Below are 23,346 nucleotides of genomic sequence, written 5' to 3'. Positions count from 1 at the left end.
GATATAGCGCCTTCGGCCGCAAGATAGACCGTCGGTGGAAAATATCCGAGTGGGCCTCTTGTCTAAAACCGCATTGCCCCGGAAAAGGGTTTCCTGAGAATGCCGTTATCTGGAATATTTTGGCCGAATAGAAGCTACTGGCGGGCTGCGATCGCTGCCGCGGCGCCGACCATGAAGCCGGCAGCGGTTCGGTTCAGCACCTTCAGCGCACGCGGTGATTTCAGGAACCAGCGCGCCTTGGCCGCCAGCGCCAGGTAGGGCACCAGCACGACGAACAGGACGACGACCGTCAGCGCGACGAGAATGCCGTAGTCGGCCAGCGTGATCGTCTTCAGGTCGACGATGGTCGGCGTGATGGCGAGATAGAAGATCATCGTCTTCGGATTGCCGAGCGTGACGGTGAGGCCGGCGATAAAGCTCGAAACCAGTCCGCCCTTGCCCTTTTTCGCTTCGACGGTTTCGGGCGTGATGCCGTCGGTCCAGAAGCGCCAGCCGAGAAATGCGAGATAGGCGACACCCAGCCATTTGATGGCCAGGAACACCATGCCGAAGGTCTGCGCGACGAAAGCAAGTCCGAGCACCACGGCGGTCAAATAGGTGAGGTCACCCAGCATCAGGCCAAAGGACATGGCCAGCGACGAGCGAAAGCCGGAGCCGAGCGCCCGCGCGACCAGCGCGGTGACGCCGGGGCCGGGAATGGCGGCGGCGATGCCGAGGGCGGCACTGTAGGCGAGGAAGCCGGTGAAGGTCATGGCGGGTGGTTCCAGATCGGAGGGTATTATCGCATGGGACGGGCTACCGGTTGAATTCCCTAGGGGGCGGAATCCATTGCACCAGCTATCTGGGACACTTGGAGAAGGCCCCCTCATCCGTCTCGGCGCTGCGCGCCGATCCACCTTCTCCGCGAGGGGAGAAGAGGAAGGCGCCGGCGCTGAACGGCTCCTCTCCCCGCCGGGGAGAGGTCGGATTGCCCCGAATTGCCCTTCGCAATTCGGTTTCGGCAATCCGGGTGWGGGGGCCTGCGCTGCCCAAGCAACCTCCTCAGGACCGCCCGCCATAGGTCACGCGCCAGATCGTGCCGTTGCCGTCCTCGGTCATGATCAGCGCGCCATCGGCCGCCACCGCCACGCCCACCGGCCGGCCCCACACCTCGCCATTGGAGACGACGAAGCCGGTCATGAAATCCTCGTATTCGCCGGTCGGCTTGCCATCCCTGAACAGCAAGCGGACGACCTTGTAGCCGGTCCTGTTGCCGCGATTCCACGAACCGTGCAGGGCGACAAAGGCGTCACCCCTGTATTCCTTGGGAAAGCCGCTGTCGGCGGGCAAGTCCTTGCGGTCGTAGAAGGCGATGTTGAGCGGCGCCGAATGCGCCTGCATCAGCACGTCGGGAATGGTTGCCTTGCCGGCAAGATCGGGACGCGCGCCCTTGTAGCGCGGGTCCTCGTGGTTGCCGATATAGTACCAGGGCCAGCCGTAAAAGGCGCCGTCCCTGACCGAGGTGGCGTATTCGGTGGGCACATTGTCGCCGAGCGCATCGCGCTCGTTGACGACGCACCACAGCGCGCCGGTCGCCGGCTGGACGGTCATGCCCGAACAATTGCGCAGGCCGGTGGCGACGATGCGGCCATTCTTGCCGTCCGGGTCGAAGGCCTGCACGTCGGCGCGGCCTTCTTCGGAGCCCCAGGTGGCGCCCAGCGGCTTCGCCTTGACCCACGCGTCCAGGCCGCCATCCGGCGCCTTGCCCATATCCTCGGCGACGTTCGAACCCGAGCCGACCGACAGATAGAGCGTCTTGCCGTCAGGCGAAAAAACGATGTCGCGCGTCCAGTGATGGTTCGAGGGAATGTTGTCGACGATGGTTTCCGGTTCGCCTGACGCCTTCAGGTCGCCCTTGCGGTAGGCAAAGCGCACGATGCTGTCGCTGTTGGCGACATAGACCCATTGCGGGTCATCGCCTGGCGGATAGAAGGCAATGCCATAGGGCTGGTTGAGATTGCCGGCAAAGATGCCGTCTTCGGCGGGCTTGGCGCTGTCCTTGGCCAGGCGGTAGACGCGGACCTGGTTGGCCTCGCTGTCGGCGACGAACAGGTCGCCATTGGGTGCGACGCGCACGACACGCGGATTGTCGATGCCGGACGCGATCAGCTCGGCCGAGAAACCCGGCGGCAATTGCGGTTTCGCGCCTGCCGGCATGTCGGCAAGGCCGGCGCCGTTCGAGGCGGACTTGGTGACATAGGGCTTGGGCAGGTCTTCCGGCTTGATCAGGCGGCGCACGCCCGGTCTGTCGGCGCGCCAGTCGCCGAAGGCGGCCGCGCCCTTCAGCACCGGATGGTCCACCTGCTGGGCGAATGCCGTGGCTGTGAGAAAGAGGGCGGGAAGCACCAGTCCGGCCAATCGGATCATTTTGTCCTCCATCGGGTCGCGAAGGAAACCAACGGCCGGTTTGTCCCCGGGTTCCGCCTCACACGATGCGCTGGAAGCGAAAGTCCGGTTTCCGGTCTATGTCCCGGCAGCTAAAAAATCGTCGTCGAGGCGTTTTTCCAGCGCGACGAGATCGGCCGGCAGCGGCAGGCCCATGGCGCGCATTTCCTGCAGCTTTTCGCGCAGCTGTTCCTGGATCTCGTGCTGGTCCTCCGGCTGGTTGACCATCTCCTCGAGCAGCAGGCTGATCCGGGCCTTGAATTCTTCGAGCGCCATTCTTTTTCTCCTCGGTTCTCAGCTCAACGGAGCATGCGGGAAATCAGCTGCGCCGTATAATCGACCATCGGTACGATGCGGGCATAGTTGAGCCGGGTCGGGCCGATGACGCCGAGCGCGCCGACGACGCGGGCATCCTTGTCGCGATAGGGCGCGACCACCAGCGACGAACCCGACAGCGAGAACAGCTTGTTTTCCGAGCCGATGAAGATGCGCACGCCCGATCCCTCCTCGGCAAGGTCAAGCAACTGGATCAGCCCGTCCTGCGTCTCCATGTCCTCGAACAGGTGCCGCAGCAGTTCGATATCGGCCTGGGCGGTGACGTTTTCGAGCAGATTGGCGCGGCCGCGCACGATGAGCCGCGCCGGCAGGCCGCTATCGGCGCCTGCCCACACAGCCAGCCCCTTCTCGACAAGGTCCTGCGACAGCGTGTCGAGGGCGGCCCTGGTCTCTTCCTTGATACGGGCGATCTCGACCCGCGCCTCGGCCAGCGTACGGCCGCGAATGTGCGCGTTGAGGAAATTCGAGGCCTCGTGCAGTTGCGAGACGGTGATGCCGGCGGGCAGTTCGACGACGCGGTTTTCGACATCGCCATTCTGCGACACCAGCACGGCAAGCGCCTTGGTCGGCTCCAGCTGGATGAATTCGATATGCTTCAGCGCCACCTCGTTCTTGGCGGCCAGCACCAGGCCGGCGCCGCGCGACATGCCCGACAGCATCTGGCTGGCCTCGGTCAGCATGTGTTCCAGCGTCGCGCCCGAGCCGGAGGCCCGCACCTGCGCCTCAATGGTGCGGCGCTCCTCGTCGGAGAGGTCGCCAAGTTCCATGAAGGCGTCGACGAAGAAACGCAGGCCGGCCTGCGTCGGCAGCCGTCCGGCCGAAATATGCGGCGCGTAGATCAGCCCGAGATGCTCGAGGTCGCTCATCACGTTGCGGATGGTGGCCGGCGACAGCGAGGAGGGCAGGATGCGCGACAGGCTGCGCGAGCCCACGGGTTCGCCATCCCTGAGATAGGAATCGACGATGCGCCGGAAGATGTCGCGCGAGCGCATATCCAGCGATTGCAGAGCGGGCGACAGCAGACTGGGTTCGGCGACTGCTTTGGTCATGTGGCCAAAAACCTCCGGTCTCAAGATATAGACCTACGCCGGGGCCGCGCAACCCGGTGTCTGTGTCAGATCACCCGGTGTCTGTGTCAGATCATCGGGGCGGGGTCGTCAGGCCATTTTCCTTTGCGCCATGCGCCCCATGCGGCTACAAGCCGGCCAAGATTCCAAAAAGTGACAAGAAAGAAGCCTGAATGCGCCCCTCCAAACGCCAATTCGACGAAATGCGCGCCATCTCCTTCGAGCGCGGCGTCTCCAAGCATGCCGAAGGCTCGTGCCTGGTGAAGTTCGGCGATACCCATGTCCTGTGCACCGCCAGCCTCGAGGAAAAGGTCCCGGGCTGGATGCGCAATTCCGGCAAGGGCTGGGTCACCGCCGAATATGGCATGCTGCCGCGCTCTACCGGCGAGCGCATGCGCCGCGAGGCCTCCGCCGGCAAGCAGGGCGGCCGCACGCTGGAAATCCAGCGCCTCATCGGCCGCTCGCTGCGCGCCGTGGTCGATCTGCAGGCGCTGGGCGAACAGCAGATCACCGTCGATTGCGACGTCATCCAGGCCGATGGCGGCACCCGCACCGCCTCGATCACCGGCGGCTGGGTGGCGCTGTATGACTGCCTGCGCTGGATGGAAGCACGCCAGATGGCGAGCGTTGCCAAGGTGCTGAAGGACCACGTCGCGGCGATTTCCTGCGGCATCCATGACGGCCAGCCGGTCATCGACCTCGACTATCTCGAGGATTCCTCGGCCGGCACCGACGCCAATTTCGTCATGACCGGCAAGGGCGGCATCGTCGAGATCCAGGGCACCGCCGAGGGCGAGCCGTTTTCCGAGGATCAGTTCGGGGAATTGATGGGCCTCGCCAAGAAGGGCATTCAACGCCTGGTGAGTTTGCAGCAGATGGCGGTGGCGTAGTTTTCGATGCCGAGCCAAGGCACCCCCCTCTGGCCTGCCGGCCATCTCCCCCGCAAGGGGGGAGATCGGCTGTGGTCGCGGGTTTCGCCAATCACCGACATTGCAAGCCATGAGCCAGCTTTGACGCTGCCAATCTCCCCCCTTGCGGGGGAGATGGCCGGCAGGCCAGAGGGGGGCGCCTCGTGATCCCCTCCGCCATTCTTGAATCCGCTCTCTACGTCACCGATTTGCCAGCCGCTGAAGCCTTCTACACCGACATCCTCGGCCTCCCCCTCCTCGGCAAGGTCGAAGGCCGCCATCTCTTCTTTCGCTGTGGCCCCGGCGTGTTGCTCGTCTTCAACGCCGAGGCGACGAAAGTGCCGCCCGCACCTGATGCCCGGCTACCGGTGCCGCCGCATGGCACGGTCGGCGAAGGTCATCTCTGCTTTGCGGCAACCGCCGACGAAATCGCCGGCTGGAAAGCGCATCTGGCGGCGAAAAGAATCGCCATCGAAAGCGAATTCGGATGGCCGCAAGGCGGCCGTTCGATCTATATACGCGACCCCTCGGGCAATTCGATCGAGTTCGCCGAGCCGAGAATCTGGGGCCTTTGATGCATACTCTTGATGGCAGGAAGATCGTCGTTGCCAGCCACAATGCCGGCAAGCTGCGCGAATTCGCCGATTTGATGGGGCCGTTCGGCTTCGAGGCCAAATCGGCCAAGGACTATGGCCTGCCGGAGCCGGACGAAACCGGCACCACCTTCGAGGAAAACGGCTACATCAAGGCGCTGGCCGCCGCACAGGCGACCGGCCTGCCGGCGCTGTCGGACGATTCCGGCCTTTGCGTCGACGCGCTCGACGGCGCCCCCGGCGTCTACACCGCCAACTGGGCCGAAACCCCGGACGGTTCGCGCGATTTCGCCATGGCCATGCAGCGCACCGAAGTGGCCTTGCAGGAAGTCGGCGCCGCCTCGGCCGAACAGCGCAAGGGCCGCTTTGTCGCCGTCATCTGCCTCGCCTTCCCCGATGGCGAGGCTGAATATTATCGCGGCGAGGCCGAAGGCACGTTGGTCTGGCCGCCGCGTGGCGAGCTCGGCTTCGGCTACGATCCGGTGTTTTTGCCCGATGGTTTCGAAAAAACGTTTGGCGAGATGAGCGCCGAGGAAAAGCACGGCTGGAAACCCGGCCAGGCGACAGCGCTGTCGCACCGCGCCCGCGCCTTCCAGAAATTCGCCAAAGCGAGATTGGGAGAGGCATGAGCATGCTGCTCGACCGGACGCCCGGCTTCGGCGTCTACATCCATTGGCCGTTCTGCGCGGCCAAGTGCCCTTACTGCGACTTCAACAGCCATGTCCGCCACCAGCCGGTCGACCAGGAGCGCTTTGCCGCCGCCTTCGAGGCGGAACTGGCGACGATGCGCCAGCGCACCGGGCCGCGCGACGTGACCAGCATTTTCCTCGGCGGCGGCACGCCGTCGCTGATGAAGCCCGAAACCGTGGCCAGGGTGCTGGACGCCGTGGCGAAGAACTGGACGGTGCCTGACGGTATCGAGGTGACGCTGGAGGCCAACCCGTCCTCGGTCGAGGCCGAACGGTTTCGCGGCTACCGGGCGGCGGGCGTCAATCGCGTCTCGCTCGGCGTGCAGGCGCTGAACGACAAGGATTTGCGCTTCCTCGGCCGGCTGCACAATGTCGACGAAGCGCTGCACGCCATCGGCCTGGCCCGAGAGATCTTTCCGCGCCTGTCCTTCGACCTGATCTATGCCCGCCCCGGCCAGACGCCGGAAGACTGGCAGGCCGAGCTCGAACAGGCGATCAGCCATGCCGCCGACCATCTGTCGCTCTACCAGCTGACCATCGAGGAAGGCACCCCGTTCCACGCGCTGCATGCGGCGAAGAAATTCATCATCCCCGACAACGACCACGCCGCCGACCTCTATGCGCTGACGCAGGAGATCACCACGGCGCATGGCCTGCCGGCCTATGAGATTTCCAACCATGCCAGGCCGGGTGCGGAGAGCCGGCACAATCTGACCTACTGGCGCTATGGCGAATATGTCGGCGTCGGCCCCGGCGCGCATGGCCGCTTCGTCGAGCATGGCCGCCGCACGGTGACGATCGCCGAGCGGATGCCGGAAACCTGGGCCAATCTCGTCGAGGCCAAGGGCCATGGCGTCACCGGTGGTGAAATCCTGACCCGCTCGGAAGAGGCCGACGAATTCCTGCTGATGGGGCTGCGTCTGGCCGAAGGCATCGACCTCTCGCGCTACGAGGCGTTTTCCGGCCGCGGCCTGTCGAGCGCGCGGCTGTCGGTGCTGCAGGGCGAGGGGCTGGTGGCGCCGATCGGCAATGCGCGGCTGCGCGCCACGCCGGCCGGCATGATCGTGCTCGACGCCGTGGTCGCGGACCTGGCGCGCTAGGCCAAAAGGTAGTTTCTGCTCAGGCAAAGACACTGTGGGCTTGGCTGAAAACCATTACGCTGTTTCCGATGTGGGTGCGCCATGAAGTATCTGATCCATGAGACGTTGCGCACGGTGAACACGGATGATGTCTTCGAGTTTGGATTGACCGAAATTTCGAAGCCACAGGCCGACGAGGATTTTTATCAAGCCGATGCAGTAATTATCAAAAATCAGAAAATTATATCGAGACACAAGCCCTCAGGCATGACTGAGTTCGATGTAATTCGGAATTTTCTTGCTTATGTCGGCATAAATCTGAGGGCACTGCCGCGCGAGCACGCGGTGGAGTTTGAACTCTACGGGTTGACGCTTGACCAGTACATACCGCTGACCAAGTCGATACGCGAAATGTTCGATGAGTAGTGCCGAAGCCGCAAGGTCGCTGAACCAGGAAGCCACGAGCTGGTGAAAAACGTCCTCTTCGTCTGCAGTCAGAACCGTTTGCGCAGCCCGACCGCGGAGCAGGTGTTTTCCACGCGCCGGGATATCGAGGTTGCGTCGGCCGGGACAAACCATGATGCCGACACGCCGCTGACGCATGAGTTGGTGGAGTGGGCCGACATCATCTTCGTCATGGAAAAGGCGCACCGCACCAAGCTGCAGAAGAAATTCAAGACGAGCTTGAAAAAGGCCCGCGTCATCTGTCTCGACATACCGGACGATTACGAATTCATGGATTTGGAGCTGATTGAGCTTCTGAAGGCGCGTGTTTCACGGTATCTGGGCTGAACCAGACCTTCGTCATCCTCGGGTCTGCGCCGCGTCGTTTCGCTCAGGATGACGAAACGAGAGCAATCGCGGCGGGCGCTATGGTCAGGCGTCGTGCTTGAAACGGCGCTTGCCGCGATCCTTCTCGGCATGCGCCGTTCCGTTCCGGGCCGGTTTGGCGTCGGCCTTTTCGCGGCGAACGCTGTGCTGGTCGTTCATAGGATGCGGGGGCACGCCGTCTCTGGCGCTCTTTGTTTCAAGACGGGTGATGAATATATCGAAGCGATTGGGCATCGTCCGGTCAGTGCTCCGTCGTGCTGTCGGGTTCGTTGTCGGAAAGCCTGACATTCGTCGGCAAGGCGGTTGTCGCCTGCTTGGTCAGGCTGGTGTCGGTCTTGGCTGGCAGGCGCTTGTCCCTGGCGGCGGCAACGCGCTTGCGGCCGGCATAGTAAGGCTCGAAAGCATCCTGTATCTTAAGGCTGTCCATCCTGTCCTCCCGGGGAATCAGGGGCTAAATCTGCCAATGCCGGTTTCGTTCCCTACTGTGGCAAAGGAATGGCGAGTTCCTTACATCGACGACAGCTTTTGCAAGGCCGCGCCAGCCATGCCAAACAAGATTTGGCAGGCCAAACAAGATTTGGCAGGCCAAACAGGGCTGAACGGAGACTTGATCAGTGACCGATGAGACGAGCAGGCGCAGCTACGTGGTCGGGCAGACCGAAATCCTCGCCCGCCCGCTCGAGCCGGCGCTCTATCTGGTGGCGACCCCGATCGGCAATCTCGCCGACATCACGCTGCGCGCGCTGGAGACGCTGGCCGCCGCCGACATCGTCGCCTGCGAGGACACAAGGGTGTCGCGCGTGCTGCTCGACCGTTACGGCATCCGCCGCCGCACCACGGCCTATCACGAACACAATGCCGGCGAGGCCGGACCGAAGCTGATATCAGCCCTTCAGGCCGGCCAGAGCGTGGCGCTGATTTCCGATGCCGGCACACCGCTGGTGTCCGATCCCGGCTACCGGCTGGTCGGCGAGGCGATTGACCATGGCATTCGCGTCGTCCCGATCCCCGGTCCATCGGCGCCGCTTGCCGCGCTGACGGCATCCGGTCTGCCGTCGGACGCCTTCCTGTTCGCTGGCTTTTTGCCGGTCAAATCAGGCCAGCGGCTGACGCGGCTGGAAGCCCTGAAAGCCGTGCCGGCAACACTGATCTTCTTCGAATCGCCGCGCCGGTTGGCCGAGTCGCTCGGCGCCATGGTCGAAGTCCTCGGCGGTGAGCGGAAGGCCGCAATCGGCCGCGAATTGACCAAGACCTTCGAGGAAATGCGCATCGGCACGCTGCGGGCGCTGGCCGACCATTATGCGGCGGCCGACACGCCGAAAGGCGAGATCGTCGTCTGCGTCGGTCCCGCCGAGGCCAAGCCGGACGAGCCGGCCGATATTGACCGGCTGCTGTTGTCGCTCGCCGCCGAAATGCCGGCCTCCAAGGCGGCGGCGGAAGCCGCCAAGATGACCGGCGGCCAGAAGCAGGCGCTCTACCGGCGGCTGCTGGAGCTCAAGGATGCCTCAGGAGAAGGCGACGGTGGCTGAGCGGCCGAGCGCCAGCCGCCAAAAGGCCTATCGGCGCGGCCATCGCGGCGAATGGCTGGCGGCGGCAGCTTTGATGCTGAAGGGCTACCGCATCCTGGCGCGCCGCCATCGCACCCGCTTCGGCGAGATCGACCTGATCGCTCGGCGCGGCGACTTGGTGCTGTTCGTCGAGGTCAAGGCGCGTCGCACGCTGATGGAGGCGATGGAAGCGATCGGCCACGAAGCGGAGCGCCGCATCGAGGGCGCCGCCGATATCTGGCTGTCGCGCCAGGCGGATTATGGAAAGCTGTCGATGCGCTTCGACATGGTCGCGGTGCTGCCGTGGCGCTGGCCGGTGCATGTCGAGAACGCGTTTTATGGGCGGAATTAGTGGGAGAGCCGTTCCTTGCTCCGCCCGTGGATGACGAAGTCGAGGAGGTCGCGGACCACTCCTCACCTCACCCCCAGATAAACAACGCCACCAGGCCGACAATCCCCACCACCAGCCGCCACCAGCCGAACAGTGAGTAGCCGTTGCGCGAGACGTAGTCGAGCAGGTAGCGGACGACCACCAAGGCCGTGATGAAGGCTGCGACGAAGCCGACGGCGATGATCGGCAGGTCGGCGCTGCTCAGCACGTTGCGGTTCTTGAACAGGTCGAAGGCAAAGGCGCCGACCATGGTCGGGATGGCGAGGAAGAACGAAAATTCCGCCGCCGCCCGCTTGTCGACGCCCAAGAGCAGCGCGCCGACGATGGTCGAACCGGAGCGCGAGGTGCCGGGGATCAGCGACAGGCACTGGAAAAGCCCGATCTGCAGGTAAAGCCGGGTCGGGAAGCGCTCGACGTCGCGGTAGACAGGTTTCAGGTTCATGCGGTCCACCGCCAGCAGGATGACGCCGCCGATGATCAGCATGATGCAGATCAGCCGTGGCGATTCGAACAGCACGGTCTTGATGAAATCATGCGCCAGCGCGCCGATGATCGCCGCCGGCAGGAAGGCAATGAGGATGCCAATGACGAAATGCCGCGTCAGCCGGTCATGCGGCAGATCGAGCAGCATCTGCCACAGGCGGCGGAAATAGACGCTTAGAATCGCCAGGATGGCGCCGAGCTGGATCAGGATCTCGAAGGCCTTGCCGGTCGAATGGAAGCCGAGGAAATGGCCGGCGAGCAGGATATGGCCGGTCGAGGACACCGGAATGAACTCGGTCAGCCCCTCCAGCAGGCCGAGCAGCAGGGCTTCGACGATGGTCTGGCTTTCCATGGCTACCTCGGCTTTGCGCGACGGCTAACAGAACGGTTTGCTTGTCATGGCGTTGAAGTCCCCCTATAGGTCGCAACACCCTGACGGCCCGCTAACCGGGCGGCCAAGACTTACCGGTGCGCCCGGCGATTCGCCAGTGCGCTTTATCATCGCGGAACCATGCTGACGCTTTTCCATCACCCCATGTTCGCCACCTGCCGCTTCGTCCGCCTTGCCTTTGGCGAGTATGGCGAGGAGCTGGCGCTGATCGAGGAAAAGCCGTGGACGCGGCGCAAGGAGTTTTTGGCGCTGAACCCGGCCGGCACGCTGCCGATCCTGCTCGCCGAGGGCGACGTGCCGATCGTCGGCGCAACCGTCATCGCTGAATATCTCGACGAGACGCGCGGCGTCTTGAAGCGCGACAAACGGCTGTTCGCCGAAGACCCGATGCAGCGCGCCGAAATCCGCCGGCTGACCGACTGGTACCTCAACAAGGCCGAGAGCGAGGTCACAAGGCATCTGGTGCGCGAACGCGTGCTGAAGCCGGTCATGCCGGAAACGGCGGGTGGCGGTTCGCCCGATTCGGGCGCCATCCGTGCGGCACGCGCCAATATCCGCCAGCACATGAAATACACCAACTGGCTGGCCGGCACCCGCCATTGGCTGGCCGGCGGCAGGGTCACCTATGCCGACCTGGCGGCCGCCGCGACGCTGTCGGTGCTCGATTATCTCGGCGAGATCGACTGGCGCGAACACCCTGCTGCGCGCGAATGGTACACGCGGGTGAAGTCGCGGCCCTCGTTTAGGCCGCTCTTGACCGACCGCGTGCGCGGCCTGTCGCCGGTGTCGCATTATGCGGACCTCGACTTCTGACGCCGCAAAACTGCGCGCGCTGATCGACGCGGAGGCGCATCGCGCCGGCTTCGATGCCGTTGCCGTCACCTCTCCCGATGCGATCCCACTGGCGCCGGCCCGGCTGGCCGAATTCGTCGCCGACGGTTTTCACGGTTCGATGGACTGGATCGCCGAGACGATCGCGCGCCGCAGTGAACCGACGGCGCTTTGGCCTGAAGTGCGGTCAATCATCGTATTGGCGATGAACTACGGACCGGACCATGATCCGCGTGCGCTGCAAGCCAAGCGCGACCGTGGTGCGATCTCGGTCTATGCGCAGAACCGCGACTACCATGAGGTGATGAAGGGGCGGCTGAAGGAAATCGCCGGCAAGATCGTCGCGCGCGCCGGCGGCGACGTGAAGGTGTTCGTCGACACCGCACCGGTGATGGAAAAGCCGCTGGCGGAAGCCGCAGGGCTCGGCTGGCAAGGAAAACACACCAATCTGGTCAGCCGCGAACACGGCTCCTGGCTGTTTCTTGGCACCATCTTTACCACGGCCGAACTTGAGCCCGACCGCGCTGAGATCGACCATTGCGGCTCCTGCCGCGCCTGCCTCGACGCCTGCCCGACCGATGCTTTCCCGGCGCCCTACCGGCTCGATGCGCGGCGCTGTATTTCGTATCTCACCATCGAGAACAAGGGGCCGATCCCGCATGAATTCCGCGAAAAGATCGGCAACCGCATCTATGGCTGCGACGATTGTCTGGCCGCCTGCCCCTGGAACAAGTTCGCGAAGACGGCTTCCGAAGCAAAACTCGCCGCGCGCGGCGATTTGCGCGAGCCGCCGCTTGCCGAACTGCTCGAACTGGACGACGCGGCCTTCCGCATCTTCCTCTCGGGTTCACCGATCAAGCGCATCGGCCGCGACCGCTTCATCCGCAACGTGCTGATCGCCGCCGGCAATTCCGGCGAGGCCTCGTTGACCGATACCGTGCGCGCCTTGCTCAGCGACGCCTCGCCGCTGGTGCGCGGCGCGGCAATATGGGCGCTGGCGCGGCTGGTGCCGTATGCCGAATATGCCGAAAGGGCCGCGACCGGCTTGATGACCGAGAATGATGCGGCGGTGCGTGACGAATGGCACATGGCGCGGCCAACCAGGGCACATGCATGAGCGAAAAGCAGATCTTGATCTTCGGCGCCGGCTACTCGGGCAAGGCCTTTGCCCGCGCCAACACGGAGCCCAGTACGATCTTCGGCACGACGCGTTCGCCGGAAAAATTCGCGGCGCTGCGTCAGGCTGGTATCGCCCCGCTGCTGTTCGACGGCGTTCTGACTGGTGAAATCGCCGAAGCACTGAACAAAACGACTCATCTGGTGATTTCGGTCGCCCCGGAAGAGGCCGGTGATCCCGTGTTGAGTGCCGCCCGAGAGGCGATCGCCCAAATGCCGGCGCTGGAATGGATTGGCTATCTCTCGACCGTCGGCGTCTATGGCGATTATGGCGGAGCCTGGGTCAACGAAAAGACCACGTGCCGGCCGGTATCGAAACGCTCGGTCATGCGGGTCGCGGCCGAGCAGGCGTGGCTGAAGCTCGGCGAGGAGATCGGCCAGGCTGTGGCGATCCTGCGCCTGTCCGGCATTTACGGGCCGGGCCGCAATGCGCTGGTCAACCTGGAAAACGGCACCGCGCGCCGGCTGGTCAAGCCCGACCAGGTGTTCAACCGTATCCATTGCGACGACATTGCCGGCGCGCTGTGGCATCTGGCCGAAGGCAACACGGGCGGCATCTTCAACGTCACCGATGACGAGCCGGCGCCACCGCAGGATGTCGTTACCTATGCCGCGTCGCTGATGGGCGTCGAGGCTCCGCCCGAAATTCCCTTCGACACCGCCCAACTTTCGCCCATGGCGCGGTCCTTCTATGGCGAGAACAAGCGTGTCGCCAATGCGGCGATCAAGGCGGCGGGCTATCGCTTTCGTTTTCCGGATTACCGCGCCGCCTTTGACCACATGTGGGCAGAAGGCGACTGGCGCGACGGCGAGGCGCGCAGTCCGATGAAGGGCTGACGATCGAAGCATTCTGCGCGGCGTGCTATGATTCGGGCTGGGATTGCGGTGGGGATCCGGTTTCATGAACTCAGCGATGCGTCCATATTTCGGCAAATCGTATCTGTTGGCGGCCGCTCTTGGTCTGCTTGGCCTGACCGGTCTCGCCGTGCAGCCGGCAATGGCCGAGGAACGGGCAAAGGACTTGTTCGGCGCCGAGAAACTGCCGGCGGCGACCGCGGCGCAGTCGATCGGCTTCTACTCCAGGGGTTGTTTTGCCGGCGGCGTCGCCATTCCCATGGATGGCCCGACCTGGGAAGTGATGCGGCCCTCGCGCAACCGCCGCTGGGGTCATCCGGCGATGATCGCTGTAGTCGAGAAATTGTCACGCGACGCGGCGGCCGATGGTTGGCCCGGCTTGCTCATAGGCGACATCTCGCAGCCGCGCGGCGGCCCGATGCTGACCGGCCACGCCTCGCACCAGATCGGGCTCGATGCCGACATCTGGCTGACGCCGATGCCCAGTCGTCCCATGTCCATGGCGCAGCGCGAATCGATCAGCGCCACCTTGATGGTCGACGAGAAGACGCATCTGGTGAAGGACGCATTGTGGAAGCCGCAGCATACCGCACTTCTGAAGCGGGCGGCGAGCTACCCGGAAGTCGAGCGCATCCTGGTCAATCCCGGAATCAAGAAAAAACTCTGCGACACCGTCAAGGGTGACCGCACCTGGCTGCGCAAGATCCGGCCGTTCTGGGGCCACGACTATCATTTCCACATGCGCATCGGCTGCCAGCCGGGTTCGCCCAACTGCAAGGCGCAGGAAGCAACGCCGGATGATGACGGTTGCGGCAAGCCGCTGGCCTGGTGGTTCACCGAGGAACCGTGGCGACCCAACAAGAACCCGGATGCGCCGAAGGCCCGCGATGTGATGACCATGGCCAACCTGCCCAAGGAATGCCGCGCCGTGCTCGACGCGCCGGGGCCGGCCTCGGCCGAGGCCGCGACCTATCACGGCGGCGCCATGCCGGTCGTGGTCGCCGCACCCGAACCGGAAGCACCGTCGCAGCCCGCCACCACGGCCAGCGGCGATTTGCCAAGCGCGGCAAATGCTTTCGCGGCAACGCCCAGAATGGGCGCGCCCGTTCCCCGGCCGAGGCCGCCCGTGAACTGATCGCCGCTGCGCCATCGATCGGCTCAATCGGTTTAGGGGGCTGTTTTTCGGGAAACAGTGGCCGTTTGGCCGCAGAAGCTCACTGCGCGCGCTGCCAGGTTCGAAAACCGTTTCCCTTTTCAAACTCATGCGCTAGTCAACGAAAGAACGGCGATACGCCGTCAGGGGCGCCGAGACGGACGAGAGCATGCCAAGCACAGGCGATGACGATACTTTGCTGCGGTTTCCGATCCTGATCGGCGACATTGGCGGCACCAATGCGCGCTTTTCGATCGTGCTCGACGCCAATTCCGAACCGACCGAGCCGCAAATCGTCCAGACGGCCAATTTCAACACCATCGACGAGGCGATTCAGGCGGCGGTCCTCGACCGCTCGTCGGTCCGCCCCAATTCGGCGGTGCTGGCGGTGGCCGGCCCGGTCGACGGCGACGAGATCGAGCTCACCAACTGCCCCTGGGTCGTCAAGCCCAAACAGATGTTCGCCAATCTCGGCCTCAGCGACATCGTCGTGCTCAACGATTTCGAGGCGCAGGCGCTGGCCGTCGTTGCGCTTGGCGAAGAGCATATGGAAAAGATCGGCGGCGGCACGCCGGAGCCCAATGCCGGCCGCGTCGTGCTGGGTCCCGGTACCGGTCTCGGCGTCGCCGGGCTGATCTATGCGTTGCGCCACTGGATTCCGGTGCCCGGCGAGGGCGGCCATATGGATATCGGCCCGCGCTCGGCCCGCGACTTCCAGGTGTTCCCACATATAGAGAAGCTCGAAGGCCGCATTTCCGGCGAACAGATCCTGTGCGGGCGCGGTCTCGTCAACGTCTACCGCGCAGTGGCCAAGGCGGACGGCAAGCCGTCGCCCTTCACCACGCCGGCCGAGGTCACCGGCGCGGCATTGGCCAAGACCGATCCGGTGGCTGAGGAAGCGCTGGAGACCTTCGTCACTTGCCTCGGGCGCACCGCCGGCGATCTCGCTTTGGTGTTCATGAGCCGCGGCGGCGTGTTTTTGACCGGCGGCATCGCGCAAAAGATTGTGCCGGCGCTGAAAGCAGGCAATTTCCGCGCTGCCTTCGAGGACAAGGCGCCACACAGCGCGCTGATGCGCACCATGCCCGTCTATGTCATCACCCATCCGCTGGCGGCGCTTCTTGGCCTTGCCGCCTATGCCCGAAATCCCTCGCTGTTCGGCGTCCAGACGGCGGGCCGCCGGTGGCAGGCCTGACAGCCAGCGCGAAGCGCTCGGGTCCCCGCGACGAAGTTAATCAGGTGCGGGCATAGGCAATCCGGCCGCAGGGCGTTAAGAGGGGTGCCGAATTTGCAGCCCCGGTCCCACGAGGCGGAAAACCACAAAGCGCTCCCGATTTGACACTTCAAGCTCCCAACAAACAAAAAGCCCGGCCCGGCGAGGTCACAGCGGTGCTCCGCCGCATCCTCGCTGAAAACGGCAATGAGTATCGCTGGACCTATGTCGTCGCCGTCTCTTGCCTACTGATTGTTTCCGGGACCACTGCCTTTCTGGCGTGGATCATGGCCCCGATGATCGATGGGATATTCGTCGAGCGGCGCAGCGACGTAATCTTCTGGGTCTGCGCCGGTTTCATGGGAGCCTCCCTGTTGCGCGGCTTCGCCGGCTACGGCCAGGCGGTGGCACTGGCCAGAATCGGCAACAACCTGGTGGCGCGCTACCAGAAACGCACCTTCGACCATCTGATGAAGCTCGGCGTCAACTTCTTCAACGACACGCGTTCCGGCCGGCTGGCGGCACAGGTCAGCGAGAATGTCGGCGGCGTTCGCGACCTGCTGTCGCTGACACTGACCTCCATCAGCCGCGACGCGGTCTCGCTGGTCGCTCTCGTCGGCGTCATGATCTACCAGGACCCGGTGTTGTCGCTCAGCTCGCTGCTGATCGGACCACCGCTGATCTGGGCCGTCGTCTACATCACCCGCCGATTGCGGCGTATCAACCGGGAATCCGTGCTGATCAATTCGCGGCTGAACGGGTCCGTGCAGGAGGCCACGCAAGGCATCGCGATCGTCAAGGCCTTCACCCTGGAGGCCGAGCTGGCGCGCCGCATTGGCATCATGGCCGATACGGCCGAGCAGCGTAACAACAAGATCGCCCGCGTCGCGGAGCGGCTGTCGCCGATTTCCGAGATTCTCGGCGGTCTCGCCATTACCTCCGTAGTCGCCTATTCCGGCTACCGGGCGCTGTATCTTGGGCAGCCGCCGGGCGCGGTGTTTTCCTTCATCACCGCGCTGATCATGGCCTACGACCCGGCAAGACGCCTGGCGCGTACACAGGTGGGCATGGAACGGGCGCTGGTCAACGCGCGCATGATCTACGAGTTGCTCGACCTGGAGCCGAAACAGGGCGACGCGCCCGATGCCGTCGAGGCCAGGATCACCACCGGCGAGGTGCGCTTCGACAATGTGACGTTCGGCTACAGCGCCGACATGCCGGTGCTGAGAGATCTGAGCTTTGTCGCCGCCGCCGGCAAGGTGACGGCGATCGTCGGCGCCTCGGGTGCCGGCAAATCGACGCTGGTGGCGCTCTTGCAGCGCTTCTACGACGTCGACCAGGGCAGCATCGAGGTCGACGGCCAGGACATCTCGAAGGTGACCAAGCATTCGCTGCGGCAGTCGATCGCCTATGTGGCGCAGGCGCCTTATCTGTTCGAGGGCACGATCCGCGACAACATCCGCTACGGCCGCCTGTCGGCCACGGACGCCGACATCGAGCAGGCGGCCAAACAGGCGGCAGCCGACGAGTTCATCCGCCAGCAGCCGCAAGGCTACGATACGCCGGTCGGCGAAGGCGGCTCGACCCTCTCCGGCGGCCAGCGCCAGCGCGTGTCGATCGCCCGCGCCATCGTGCGCCAGGCACCGATCCTGCTGCTTGATGAGGCGACATCGGCGCTCGACAACGAGGCGGAGGCCCGCGTCCAGGACGCGCTGACCCATGTCATGCAAGGCCGCACGACCATCGTCATAGCGCATCGTCTGTCGACGGTGGTCAATGCCGACCGCATCATCGTGCTGGAAGAGGGACGGTTGGTCGAGGAAGGCACCCATGCGACGCTGATGGCCGACCCGGACAGCATCTATTCCCGCTTCCACCGCATCCAGGGCAAGAAGGGGCTGGGGCTTGTCGATGACAGCAAGCCGATCCAAACCCCGGTCCGGGCCACGCGTGCGAAGAAGACTGCTGTGAGGAGCACATGAGCGAAGCAGGCGATATGGGCTTGGTGGTGGTGGGCGCGGCCGGCCGCATGGGCCAGACGCTGATCCGCGCCATCCACACCATTCCAGGCGCCCGCGTCATCGGCGCGGTCGAGCGCGCGGATTCTCCTCATCTAGGCAAGGATGCCGGCGAACTGTCGGGTATCGGCATCATCAATGTGCCGATCAGTGACGATCCGCTGCCGGTTTTCGCCAAGGCGGATGGCGTACTCGATTTCACCACGCCGGCCTCGACGGTCGAATTCGCCGGCTACGCGGCGCAGGCGCGCATCGTCCATGTCATCGGCACGACCGGCTGTTCGGCCGACGACAATGCGAAGATCGCAGCGGCGGCGCGCCATGCGACGATCGTCAAGTCGGGCAATATGAGCCTCGGCGTCAATCTTCTGGCGGTGCTGGTCGAACAGGCGGCGCGCGCGCTCGACGCCGACGATTTCGACATCGAGATCCTCGAAATGCATCACAAGCACAAGGTCGACGCGCCGTCGGGCACCGCATTGCTGCTTGGCGAGGCCGCCGCCACCGGGCGCGGCATCGCGCTGGCCGGCAACGACGTGCGTTCACGCGACGGCCATACGGGCGTGCGAAAAGAAGGCTCGATCGGCTTTGCCACGCTGCGCGGCGGTTCGGTGGTCGGCGACCACAGCGTGATCCTGGCCGGCACCGGCGAGCGCATCACCCTGTCCCACCATGCCGAGGACCGCGCCATCTTCGCCCGCGGCGCCGTCAAGGCGGCGCTTTGGGCGCATGGCAAGAAGCCGGGACTGTATTCGATGCGGGACGTGCTCGGCCTGAGCTGAGGCGGACCATCCAAACCTCTTTGTTTTAACGCAATTCCGGACGGAAAACCGCTTCACACTTTTCCTGGAATTGCTCTTGTAGGGAGCAAAAAATGTCGAGAACCCTCGTGCTCGTGCGCCATGGCCAGAGCGAATGGAATTTGAAGAACCTGTTCACCGGCTGGCGCGATGTCGACCTGACCGAGCAGGGCCATGCCGAGGCCAAGGCCGCCGGGCAGAAACTCAAGGCGCGCGGCCTGAAGTTCGACATCGCCTTCACCTCGGCGCTGATCCGGGCGCAGAAAACCTGCCAGCACATTCTCGACGCGGTCGGCCAGAGCGACCTGAAGACGATCCGCGACCAGGCGCTCAACGAGCGCGACTATGGCGACCTCTCCGGCCTCAACAAGGACGATGCCCGCAAGAAATGGGGCGAGGAGCAGGTGCACGTCTGGCGCCGCTCCTACGACGTGCCGCCGCCCGCCGGCGAAAGCCTGAAGGACACCGGCGCCCGCGTCTGGCCCTACTATTTGCATGATATGCAGTCGCACGTGCTGCGCGGCGGCACCGTGCTGGTCGCTGCGCACGGAAATTCGCTGCGCGCGCTGATCATGGCGCTGGACGGCAAGTCGGGCGAGGAGATCGTCAAGCTGGAACTCGGCACCGGCGTGCCGGTCATCTACCAGCTCAACGCCGATTCGACCGTGGCGTCGAAGGAAGTGCTGGAGGGTTGAAGGTCCTTAAGCCGGCAAGCTGCGAACGGCTTTGAAAAAAGCGCGTTGACAGCCATCGCTTGCCCGCTTACATGAGCCCGCACCAGCCCAGATGGCGGAATTGGTAGACGCGCACGGTTCAGGTCCGTGTTCCGCAAGGAGTGGAGGTTCGAGTCCTCTTCTGGGCACCATTTTTTCCCGACTACCAACGGGATCAAGAAGATAAGCCTTTTCAATTCATTGCGCTCACCCCTATGTGTTACAAAGGTGTGCGACAATGCATTTCCGGCTGGTCAAACCCGTGAAACGAAAAGGCACCATCAATCAACAATTCAACCAGCGTATCCCGGCTGACGTGCGGAACCGTGCGGTGGGCGTCACGCTCCACATTCCCGTTGGCCTCCAGGTCGTAAGGAAAACGGTCACCTCTAAGGATCATGCCATCCGTGTGTCGCTGCGAGCCTCCACGCCAAGCGAAATCAAGGTGCGCCAGGCCCAAGTAGCCGGCTATTTGGAAACCGTGTGGCAAGGCCTCCGAGAGCCGCCATTGCTCTTGTCGCACAGGCAGGCCGTTGCGCTTTCCCGTGATGTCTACGCCTGGGGGTCTCTGGCGGAGATAGACCCGGACCTGTCTGACGCAGAGAGCGCCTTCACTGGAGACATCGGTGGCGGGGTCTATAAGAATGCGATGGCGAGGCTAGAGGCTGAAACGGACCCTTCAGGCCGCGACCCCGCGATGGCTACGGCCCACCAAATTCTCGTTCGTCGCGGACTTCTTAACGTCAATCCTGTGTCGGTCGAGTTGCTTGCGCGTGAAACGCTTCGCTCCCTAAAGGATGGTTTCACAAAGGCAGACCGGGAGACAGCGGGCGATTATTCGCCGGACCCGAAGGCAAGCCGGTTTCCTCCATTGGAGATTACGAATTCCACCACCACTACCACCGGGCCGGCCGCAGCGATCTCTATAACGGGGCTTGTAGAAGGCTGGTGGACTGAGGCGAAGACAGCCGGCCGGACCATCAGCACCTACGAAAGCTACAAAAGCGCAGCGGCTCGCCTAAGCGAGTTCCTTGAAAATGACGATGCGGCGGCGGTCACTCCAACTAACCTTGTAGCCTTCAAGGACCATAGGCTTGCGCAGGGTGTTAGCCCCAAGACTGTAGGTGACAGCGACATTGCCGGGCTCCGTTCCGTCTTCAAGTGGGCGGTCGCTAACCTGAAGCTGCCAAGAAACCCAGCTGAGGCCATCACTGTGACCCGACCGAAGGTTGTCCGCACACGCGACAAAGGCTTCGCCCCGGAAGAGGTCCAGGCGATCCTTGCCCACAGTCTCCATCATCACCGGAAGGGTCGAGAGTCTGACAAGTTGGTGGCCGCCAAGCGCTGGGTGCCATGGCTCTGTGCCTACTCAGGGGGTCGCCTTGGGGAGATCGTCCAGTTGCGTAAGCAGGACATCCGCAAGGAAGGCGAATACTGGGTGATGACGATTACGCCAGAGGCCGGCACTGTAAAGGATAAGGAGTTGCGGTTGGTAGTTCTACATCGCCACCTCATAGAGCAGGGCTTCGCGGACTTCGTTACGGCCGCCCCTGCCGGCTACCTCTTCCTGAAGCCACGGAAAGATGGGGAGACGAGAGGGGTGCGGAGAAGCGTAAAGAATCGCATCACGGAATTCGTGCGGGAAGTCGTCAAAGATAAGGCGGTGGCCCCCAATCACGGCTGGCGGCATCTCTTCAAGACGATTGGGCGAGAGGCAGGCATTCAGGACAGCGTGTTGGATGGCATCTGCGGCCATGCCTCCAAGACAGTGGGTGGAAGTTACGGCGGGGTGAGCCTCAAGGCTCAGGTGGAAGCGTTCGAGAAGTTCCCCGCCTTCATTGTGTCTAGCTGAGTTTCCCTCCCTCTTCGCCAATGTTCTAATGCGGCCAATACCGACGCTTAGGCGAACGCGGCCTACGCGCTGTTTCCCAGAGTTGTGTCCCGAAAAACGCATTGAAGGCTACGTAGAATGGTGACGCTGACCCAAGAAGGGATCGAAGGCAACCGCCACATGCAAGCCCTTGTTCGATTCGGGCATGTGATGATGTGCGTGAGTAACGCAGACCATTATCTTCACAGGATGGAAACTCTCAAGAGAGAAGTCACTCTGGAGAACGTGCTGGAAATTGACGGCTTGTTGTTAGCCTTCAGTGTGACTTACGGCCGTCTCTTCACGGAGGCCGCTGGAGAGTTTCCTCGGCTCGACCGCAATGCAGTCTACAAGACCGGAGAGCTGAGGACGACGCACGACCGGATCATGGAGATACGGAACAAGCGGTACGCCCATGAGGGCGCTGGGAGAGACATTGAGTTCTCTATGGGGGTCGAGCTGAAGGACAGCTTACTGACGGTGAAGCCCATCATTGCGTTCGCCATTCCGGGCCATGAGTTCCCAAGCTATCGAACGCTAATCGATGTTTTACATACGTATACCTACGAGAAGCTGCACAAGATCATTGAGAAGGCGTCTTCGGCTCTGGGGGTGAGGATAGATTTCCCGCATGGCCCCCCGCCCGCTAATAAAGTAGGACGCGACTAAGGCGCTTCGAGGCGTGGACACGATCCCGCCGCCGCTGTTGAAACGCCGGAGATTACAAAGGAGGTGGGATGGTGGACAAAGAAACAAGGAAGCTGTTTATCGTACTTGCGATCCTAACTGGTCCAGTTGCCGGAGTGATCTTCGCGTTCAAAAACTACGGTGAGACTAACCCTGTATGCCCTTCCTAGGCGGCTTGGTGACAGGACCGCTCTTTCTAGTATTTACCTACGGTTTCATTCTGAGCGGGGCATATACGGGCGGTGCACTAGCGCCTTTCACGTTTTGACGGAAGCGTACCCGGCGTTTTCGAAGTAGTTCTTGCATTCGGCTGCCTCGATGGTTTCGACGATGTGGCCGATGTGGCGCCAAGTGTCCTCGACGGTGCGTTTCTGAGCCTGGCGCATCCAGTGTTTGATCTTGGCAAAGGCCTGCTCGATCGGATTGAGGTCCGGAGAGTAGGGCGGCAGGTACCAAAGCCTGGCGCCAGCAGCCTTGATCATCTGCCTGATGGCCGCCGACTTATGACTTCCCAGGTTGTCCATGACGACGATATCGCCGGGCTTCAGCACGGTGATGAGCTGCTGCTCGACATAAGCGCGGAAGCATTGGCCGTTGATCGGTCCGTCGAAGACGCAAGGTGCCGCGAGCCGATCGCAGCGCAGCGCGCCCAGGAAGGTCAGCGTGCGCCAATGGCCGTGCGGCGCCAGGCCGCGCAGCCGCTTGCCCCTCGGCCCCCAGCCTCGCAGCGGAGCCATATTGGTCTTGATCCAGGTTTCGTCGATGAAGACCAGGCATTGCGGATCGAGACCGGTCTGCCAAGATCGCCATCGCTGACGCCTGCGGGCAATATCAGCGCGTGCCTGCTCAAGGGCGAACAGCGTTTTTTTTGAAGCTCAGGCCCTCGCGGCGCAGGAACAGCCACACCGCGTTGTGCGAGACCTTGACCCCGCGACCAGCCAACTCATCCTTCAGACCGTGCAGCGTCAGATGCGGCATCTCACGTATACGCGCCTCGATGAAGGCACGGTGCGGCTCCAGTAGCCTCTTGCGATGCCCACCCATCTTGCCCGGTGCTACCGAGCCGGTCGTCCCATGACGCTGCAACAGCTTCACAGCGGCCGAAATCGAAATGCCAAACCGTTTGGCGGCAGACCGGCGGCTTTCACCACTCAAAACCGCCGCCACAACTCGCTCGCGAAGGTCATTGGAAAGAGGTCGGGTCATCAGATGCTGGCCTCCACTCCAGCCAGCATCTTGAATCACAAAACCGACAAATCGGGAATCCCCTTCGATTCCATCAAGCCGTGAA

26 protein-coding genes and 1 tRNA gene are annotated in these 23,346 nt (G+C 63.3%); 19 read left to right on the top strand and 8 right to left on the bottom strand.

Features of this window, described 5'->3' with window-relative positions:
* Positions 1–134: 134 nt before the first annotated feature.
* The 4 genes from AC1DX4_RS03770 to hrcA all read right to left on the bottom strand — a co-directional run bounded on the left by AC1DX4_RS03770 (position 135) and on the right by hrcA (position 3,809).
* Entirely contained in the window at positions 135–752 is a 618-nt protein-coding gene (locus AC1DX4_RS03770) for a LysE family translocator (RefSeq protein WP_477219024.1), read from the bottom strand.
* A 289-nt stretch (positions 753–1,041) separates the two neighbouring features.
* On the bottom strand, positions 1,042–2,406 hold the full coding sequence (locus tag AC1DX4_RS03765; protein WP_477219023.1) for a PQQ-dependent sugar dehydrogenase: 1,365 nt from the start codon (positions 2,404–2,406) through the stop codon (positions 1,042–1,044).
* 96 nt (positions 2,407–2,502) lie between these two features.
* On the bottom strand, positions 2,503–2,700 hold the full coding sequence (locus AC1DX4_RS03760; protein ID WP_027041026.1) for a hypothetical protein: 198 nt from the start codon (positions 2,698–2,700) through the stop codon (positions 2,503–2,505).
* Between the two features lie 23 nt (positions 2,701–2,723).
* The gene (gene hrcA / locus AC1DX4_RS03755; RefSeq protein ID WP_477219022.1) at positions 2,724–3,809 is read right to left on the bottom strand and encodes a heat-inducible transcriptional repressor HrcA; all 1,086 of its coding nucleotides are present in this window, start codon (positions 3,807–3,809) and stop codon (positions 2,724–2,726) included.
* A gap of 191 nt (positions 3,810–4,000) precedes the next feature.
* Here hrcA and rph point away from each other — a divergent pair, with 191 nt between their 5' ends.
* The 6 genes from rph to AC1DX4_RS03725 all read left to right on the top strand — a co-directional run bounded on the left by rph (position 4,001) and on the right by AC1DX4_RS03725 (position 7,888).
* Positions 4,001–4,717: a ribonuclease PH gene (rph, locus tag AC1DX4_RS03750; RefSeq protein WP_477219021.1), complete on the top strand. Its 717-nt coding sequence runs from the start codon at positions 4,001–4,003 to the stop codon at positions 4,715–4,717.
* Positions 4,718–4,899: 182 nt separating this feature from the next.
* Positions 4,900–5,310 (top strand): VOC family protein, encoded by a 411-nt coding sequence (locus AC1DX4_RS03745; RefSeq protein WP_477219020.1) that lies wholly within the window; start codon positions 4,900–4,902, stop codon positions 5,308–5,310.
* Positions 5,310–5,957 (top strand): RdgB/HAM1 family non-canonical purine NTP pyrophosphatase, encoded by a 648-nt coding sequence (rdgB, locus tag AC1DX4_RS03740; RefSeq protein ID WP_477219019.1) that lies wholly within the window; start codon positions 5,310–5,312, stop codon positions 5,955–5,957. Before AC1DX4_RS03745 ends, rdgB begins: the two co-directional genes overlap by 1 nt.
* Entirely contained in the window at positions 5,954–7,117 is a 1,164-nt protein-coding gene (gene hemW, locus AC1DX4_RS03735) for a radical SAM family heme chaperone HemW (RefSeq protein WP_477219018.1), read from the top strand. Before rdgB ends, hemW begins: the two co-directional genes overlap by 4 nt.
* Before the next feature lie 81 nt (positions 7,118–7,198).
* Positions 7,199–7,522, top strand: coding sequence for a hypothetical protein (locus AC1DX4_RS03730; RefSeq protein WP_477219017.1), 324 nt, complete (start codon positions 7,199–7,201; stop codon positions 7,520–7,522).
* Between the two features lie 42 nt (positions 7,523–7,564).
* Positions 7,565–7,888, top strand: a complete 324-nt coding sequence (locus tag AC1DX4_RS03725; protein WP_477219016.1) for a low molecular weight protein tyrosine phosphatase family protein — start codon at positions 7,565–7,567, stop codon at positions 7,886–7,888.
* A gap of 84 nt (positions 7,889–7,972) precedes the next feature.
* Here the strand turns inward: AC1DX4_RS03725 and AC1DX4_RS03720 are convergent, their stop codons facing one another.
* Together AC1DX4_RS03720 and AC1DX4_RS03715 are read right to left on the bottom strand one after the other, a co-directional pair.
* Positions 7,973–8,101 carry a hypothetical protein gene (locus AC1DX4_RS03720; RefSeq protein ID WP_477219015.1) on the bottom strand — a complete coding sequence of 43 codons (129 nt, stop codon included), beginning with the start codon at positions 8,099–8,101 and terminating at the stop codon, positions 7,973–7,975.
* A 67-nt stretch (positions 8,102–8,168) separates the two neighbouring features.
* The gene (locus AC1DX4_RS03715; RefSeq protein WP_477219014.1) at positions 8,169–8,354 is read right to left on the bottom strand and encodes a hypothetical protein; all 186 of its coding nucleotides are present in this window, start codon (positions 8,352–8,354) and stop codon (positions 8,169–8,171) included.
* A 187-nt stretch (positions 8,355–8,541) separates the two neighbouring features.
* On the opposite strand from AC1DX4_RS03715, the gene rsmI reads away from it, so the two are divergent.
* A complete protein-coding gene (gene rsmI / locus AC1DX4_RS03710; RefSeq protein ID WP_477219013.1) occupies positions 8,542–9,456 on the top strand; it encodes a 16S rRNA (cytidine(1402)-2'-O)-methyltransferase in 915 nt (304 codons plus the stop codon).
* Positions 9,428–9,826, top strand: a complete 399-nt coding sequence (locus AC1DX4_RS03705; protein ID WP_477219012.1) for a YraN family protein — start codon at positions 9,428–9,430, stop codon at positions 9,824–9,826. Before rsmI ends, AC1DX4_RS03705 begins: the two co-directional genes overlap by 29 nt.
* Before the next feature lie 67 nt (positions 9,827–9,893).
* Here the strand turns inward: AC1DX4_RS03705 and AC1DX4_RS03700 are convergent, their stop codons facing one another.
* On the bottom strand, positions 9,894–10,700 hold the full coding sequence (locus AC1DX4_RS03700; RefSeq protein ID WP_477219011.1) for an undecaprenyl-diphosphate phosphatase: 807 nt from the start codon (positions 10,698–10,700) through the stop codon (positions 9,894–9,896).
* Positions 10,701–10,859: 159 nt separating this feature from the next.
* On the opposite strand from AC1DX4_RS03700, the gene AC1DX4_RS03695 reads away from it, so the two are divergent.
* The 11 genes from AC1DX4_RS03695 to AC1DX4_RS03645 all read left to right on the top strand — a co-directional run bounded on the left by AC1DX4_RS03695 (position 10,860) and on the right by AC1DX4_RS03645 (position 22,037).
* On the top strand, positions 10,860–11,552 hold the full coding sequence (locus AC1DX4_RS03695; protein WP_477219010.1) for a glutathione S-transferase family protein: 693 nt from the start codon (positions 10,860–10,862) through the stop codon (positions 11,550–11,552).
* Positions 11,533–12,687 (top strand): tRNA epoxyqueuosine(34) reductase QueG, encoded by a 1,155-nt coding sequence (queG, locus tag AC1DX4_RS03690; RefSeq protein WP_477219009.1) that lies wholly within the window; start codon positions 11,533–11,535, stop codon positions 12,685–12,687. Before AC1DX4_RS03695 ends, queG begins: the two co-directional genes overlap by 20 nt.
* Positions 12,684–13,583, top strand: coding sequence for an SDR family oxidoreductase (locus AC1DX4_RS03685; RefSeq protein WP_477219008.1), 900 nt, complete (start codon positions 12,684–12,686; stop codon positions 13,581–13,583). Before queG ends, AC1DX4_RS03685 begins: the two co-directional genes overlap by 4 nt.
* A 64-nt stretch (positions 13,584–13,647) precedes the next feature.
* Positions 13,648–14,736: a penicillin-insensitive murein endopeptidase gene (mepA, locus tag AC1DX4_RS03680; RefSeq protein WP_477219007.1), complete on the top strand. Its 1,089-nt coding sequence runs from the start codon at positions 13,648–13,650 to the stop codon at positions 14,734–14,736.
* 187 nt (positions 14,737–14,923) lie between these two features.
* On the top strand, positions 14,924–15,949 hold the full coding sequence (locus tag AC1DX4_RS03675) for a glucokinase (RefSeq protein WP_477219006.1): 1,026 nt from the start codon (positions 14,924–14,926) through the stop codon (positions 15,947–15,949).
* A gap of 140 nt (positions 15,950–16,089) precedes the next feature.
* A complete protein-coding gene (locus AC1DX4_RS03670) occupies positions 16,090–17,949 on the top strand; it encodes an ABC transporter ATP-binding protein (protein ID WP_477219005.1) in 1,860 nt (619 codons plus the stop codon).
* Complete coding sequence (gene dapB, locus AC1DX4_RS03665) at positions 17,946–18,767, top strand: 4-hydroxy-tetrahydrodipicolinate reductase (RefSeq protein ID WP_477219004.1); 822 nt, start codon at positions 17,946–17,948, stop codon at positions 18,765–18,767. Before AC1DX4_RS03670 ends, dapB begins: the two co-directional genes overlap by 4 nt.
* A 92-nt stretch (positions 18,768–18,859) precedes the next feature.
* Entirely contained in the window at positions 18,860–19,480 is a 621-nt protein-coding gene (locus AC1DX4_RS03660) for a 2,3-bisphosphoglycerate-dependent phosphoglycerate mutase (protein WP_477219003.1), read from the top strand.
* A gap of 85 nt (positions 19,481–19,565) precedes the next feature.
* Positions 19,566–19,650, top strand: a tRNA-Leu gene (locus tag AC1DX4_RS03655).
* A gap of 86 nt (positions 19,651–19,736) precedes the next feature.
* A complete protein-coding gene (locus AC1DX4_RS03650) occupies positions 19,737–21,350 on the top strand; it encodes a tyrosine-type recombinase/integrase (RefSeq protein ID WP_477219002.1) in 1,614 nt (537 codons plus the stop codon).
* Between the two features lie 117 nt (positions 21,351–21,467).
* Positions 21,468–22,037 carry a hypothetical protein gene (locus AC1DX4_RS03645; RefSeq protein ID WP_477219001.1) on the top strand — a complete coding sequence of 190 codons (570 nt, stop codon included), beginning with the start codon at positions 21,468–21,470 and terminating at the stop codon, positions 22,035–22,037.
* A gap of 275 nt (positions 22,038–22,312) precedes the next feature.
* Here AC1DX4_RS03645 and AC1DX4_RS03640 read toward each other — a convergent pair.
* Positions 22,313–23,261, bottom strand: a protein-coding gene (locus AC1DX4_RS03640) for an IS630 family transposase (RefSeq protein WP_477219000.1) whose coding sequence is annotated in 2 segments (ribosomal slippage) — positions 22,313–22,924 and positions 22,926–23,261 — 948 coding nt in all. Because the reading frame shifts where the segments join, the coding sequence is not laid out codon by codon here.
* Positions 23,262–23,346 lie beyond the last annotated feature (85 nt).

This window comes from Mesorhizobium sp. P3_A8, from assembly GCF_056402995.1.
This window is presented reverse-complemented; position numbering and strand designations above follow the sequence as displayed.

Coding starts and splice junctions, on each gene's coding strand:
- AC1DX4_RS03770 (WP_477219024.1), bottom strand. CDS start 752: ATGACCTTCACCGGCTTCCTCGCCTACAGTGCCGCCCTCGGCATCGCC.
- AC1DX4_RS03765 (WP_477219023.1), bottom strand. CDS start 2,406: ATGATCCGATTGGCCGGACTGGTGCTTCCCGCCCTCTTTCTCACAGCC.
- AC1DX4_RS03760 (WP_027041026.1), bottom strand. CDS start 2,700: ATGGCGCTCGAAGAATTCAAGGCCCGGATCAGCCTGCTGCTCGAGGAG.
- hrcA (WP_477219022.1), bottom strand. CDS start 3,809: ATGACCAAAGCAGTCGCCGAACCCAGTCTGCTGTCGCCCGCTCTGCAA.
- rph (WP_477219021.1), top strand. CDS start 4,001: ATGCGCCCCTCCAAACGCCAATTCGACGAAATGCGCGCCATCTCCTTC.
- rdgB (WP_477219019.1), top strand. CDS start 5,310: ATGCATACTCTTGATGGCAGGAAGATCGTCGTTGCCAGCCACAATGCC.
- hemW (WP_477219018.1), top strand. CDS start 5,954: ATGAGCATGCTGCTCGACCGGACGCCCGGCTTCGGCGTCTACATCCAT.
- AC1DX4_RS03730 (WP_477219017.1), top strand. CDS start 7,199: ATGAAGTATCTGATCCATGAGACGTTGCGCACGGTGAACACGGATGAT.
- AC1DX4_RS03715 (WP_477219014.1), bottom strand. CDS start 8,354: ATGGACAGCCTTAAGATACAGGATGCTTTCGAGCCTTACTATGCCGGC.
- AC1DX4_RS03705 (WP_477219012.1), top strand. CDS start 9,428: ATGCCTCAGGAGAAGGCGACGGTGGCTGAGCGGCCGAGCGCCAGCCGC.
- AC1DX4_RS03700 (WP_477219011.1), bottom strand. CDS start 10,700: ATGGAAAGCCAGACCATCGTCGAAGCCCTGCTGCTCGGCCTGCTGGAG.
- AC1DX4_RS03695 (WP_477219010.1), top strand. CDS start 10,860: ATGCTGACGCTTTTCCATCACCCCATGTTCGCCACCTGCCGCTTCGTC.
- queG (WP_477219009.1), top strand. CDS start 11,533: ATGCGGACCTCGACTTCTGACGCCGCAAAACTGCGCGCGCTGATCGAC.
- AC1DX4_RS03685 (WP_477219008.1), top strand. CDS start 12,684: ATGAGCGAAAAGCAGATCTTGATCTTCGGCGCCGGCTACTCGGGCAAG.
- mepA (WP_477219007.1), top strand. CDS start 13,648: ATGAACTCAGCGATGCGTCCATATTTCGGCAAATCGTATCTGTTGGCG.
- AC1DX4_RS03675 (WP_477219006.1), top strand. CDS start 14,924: ATGCCAAGCACAGGCGATGACGATACTTTGCTGCGGTTTCCGATCCTG.
- dapB (WP_477219004.1), top strand. CDS start 17,946: ATGAGCGAAGCAGGCGATATGGGCTTGGTGGTGGTGGGCGCGGCCGGC.
- AC1DX4_RS03660 (WP_477219003.1), top strand. CDS start 18,860: ATGTCGAGAACCCTCGTGCTCGTGCGCCATGGCCAGAGCGAATGGAAT.
- AC1DX4_RS03650 (WP_477219002.1), top strand. CDS start 19,737: ATGCATTTCCGGCTGGTCAAACCCGTGAAACGAAAAGGCACCATCAAT.
- AC1DX4_RS03645 (WP_477219001.1), top strand. CDS start 21,468: ATGGTGACGCTGACCCAAGAAGGGATCGAAGGCAACCGCCACATGCAA.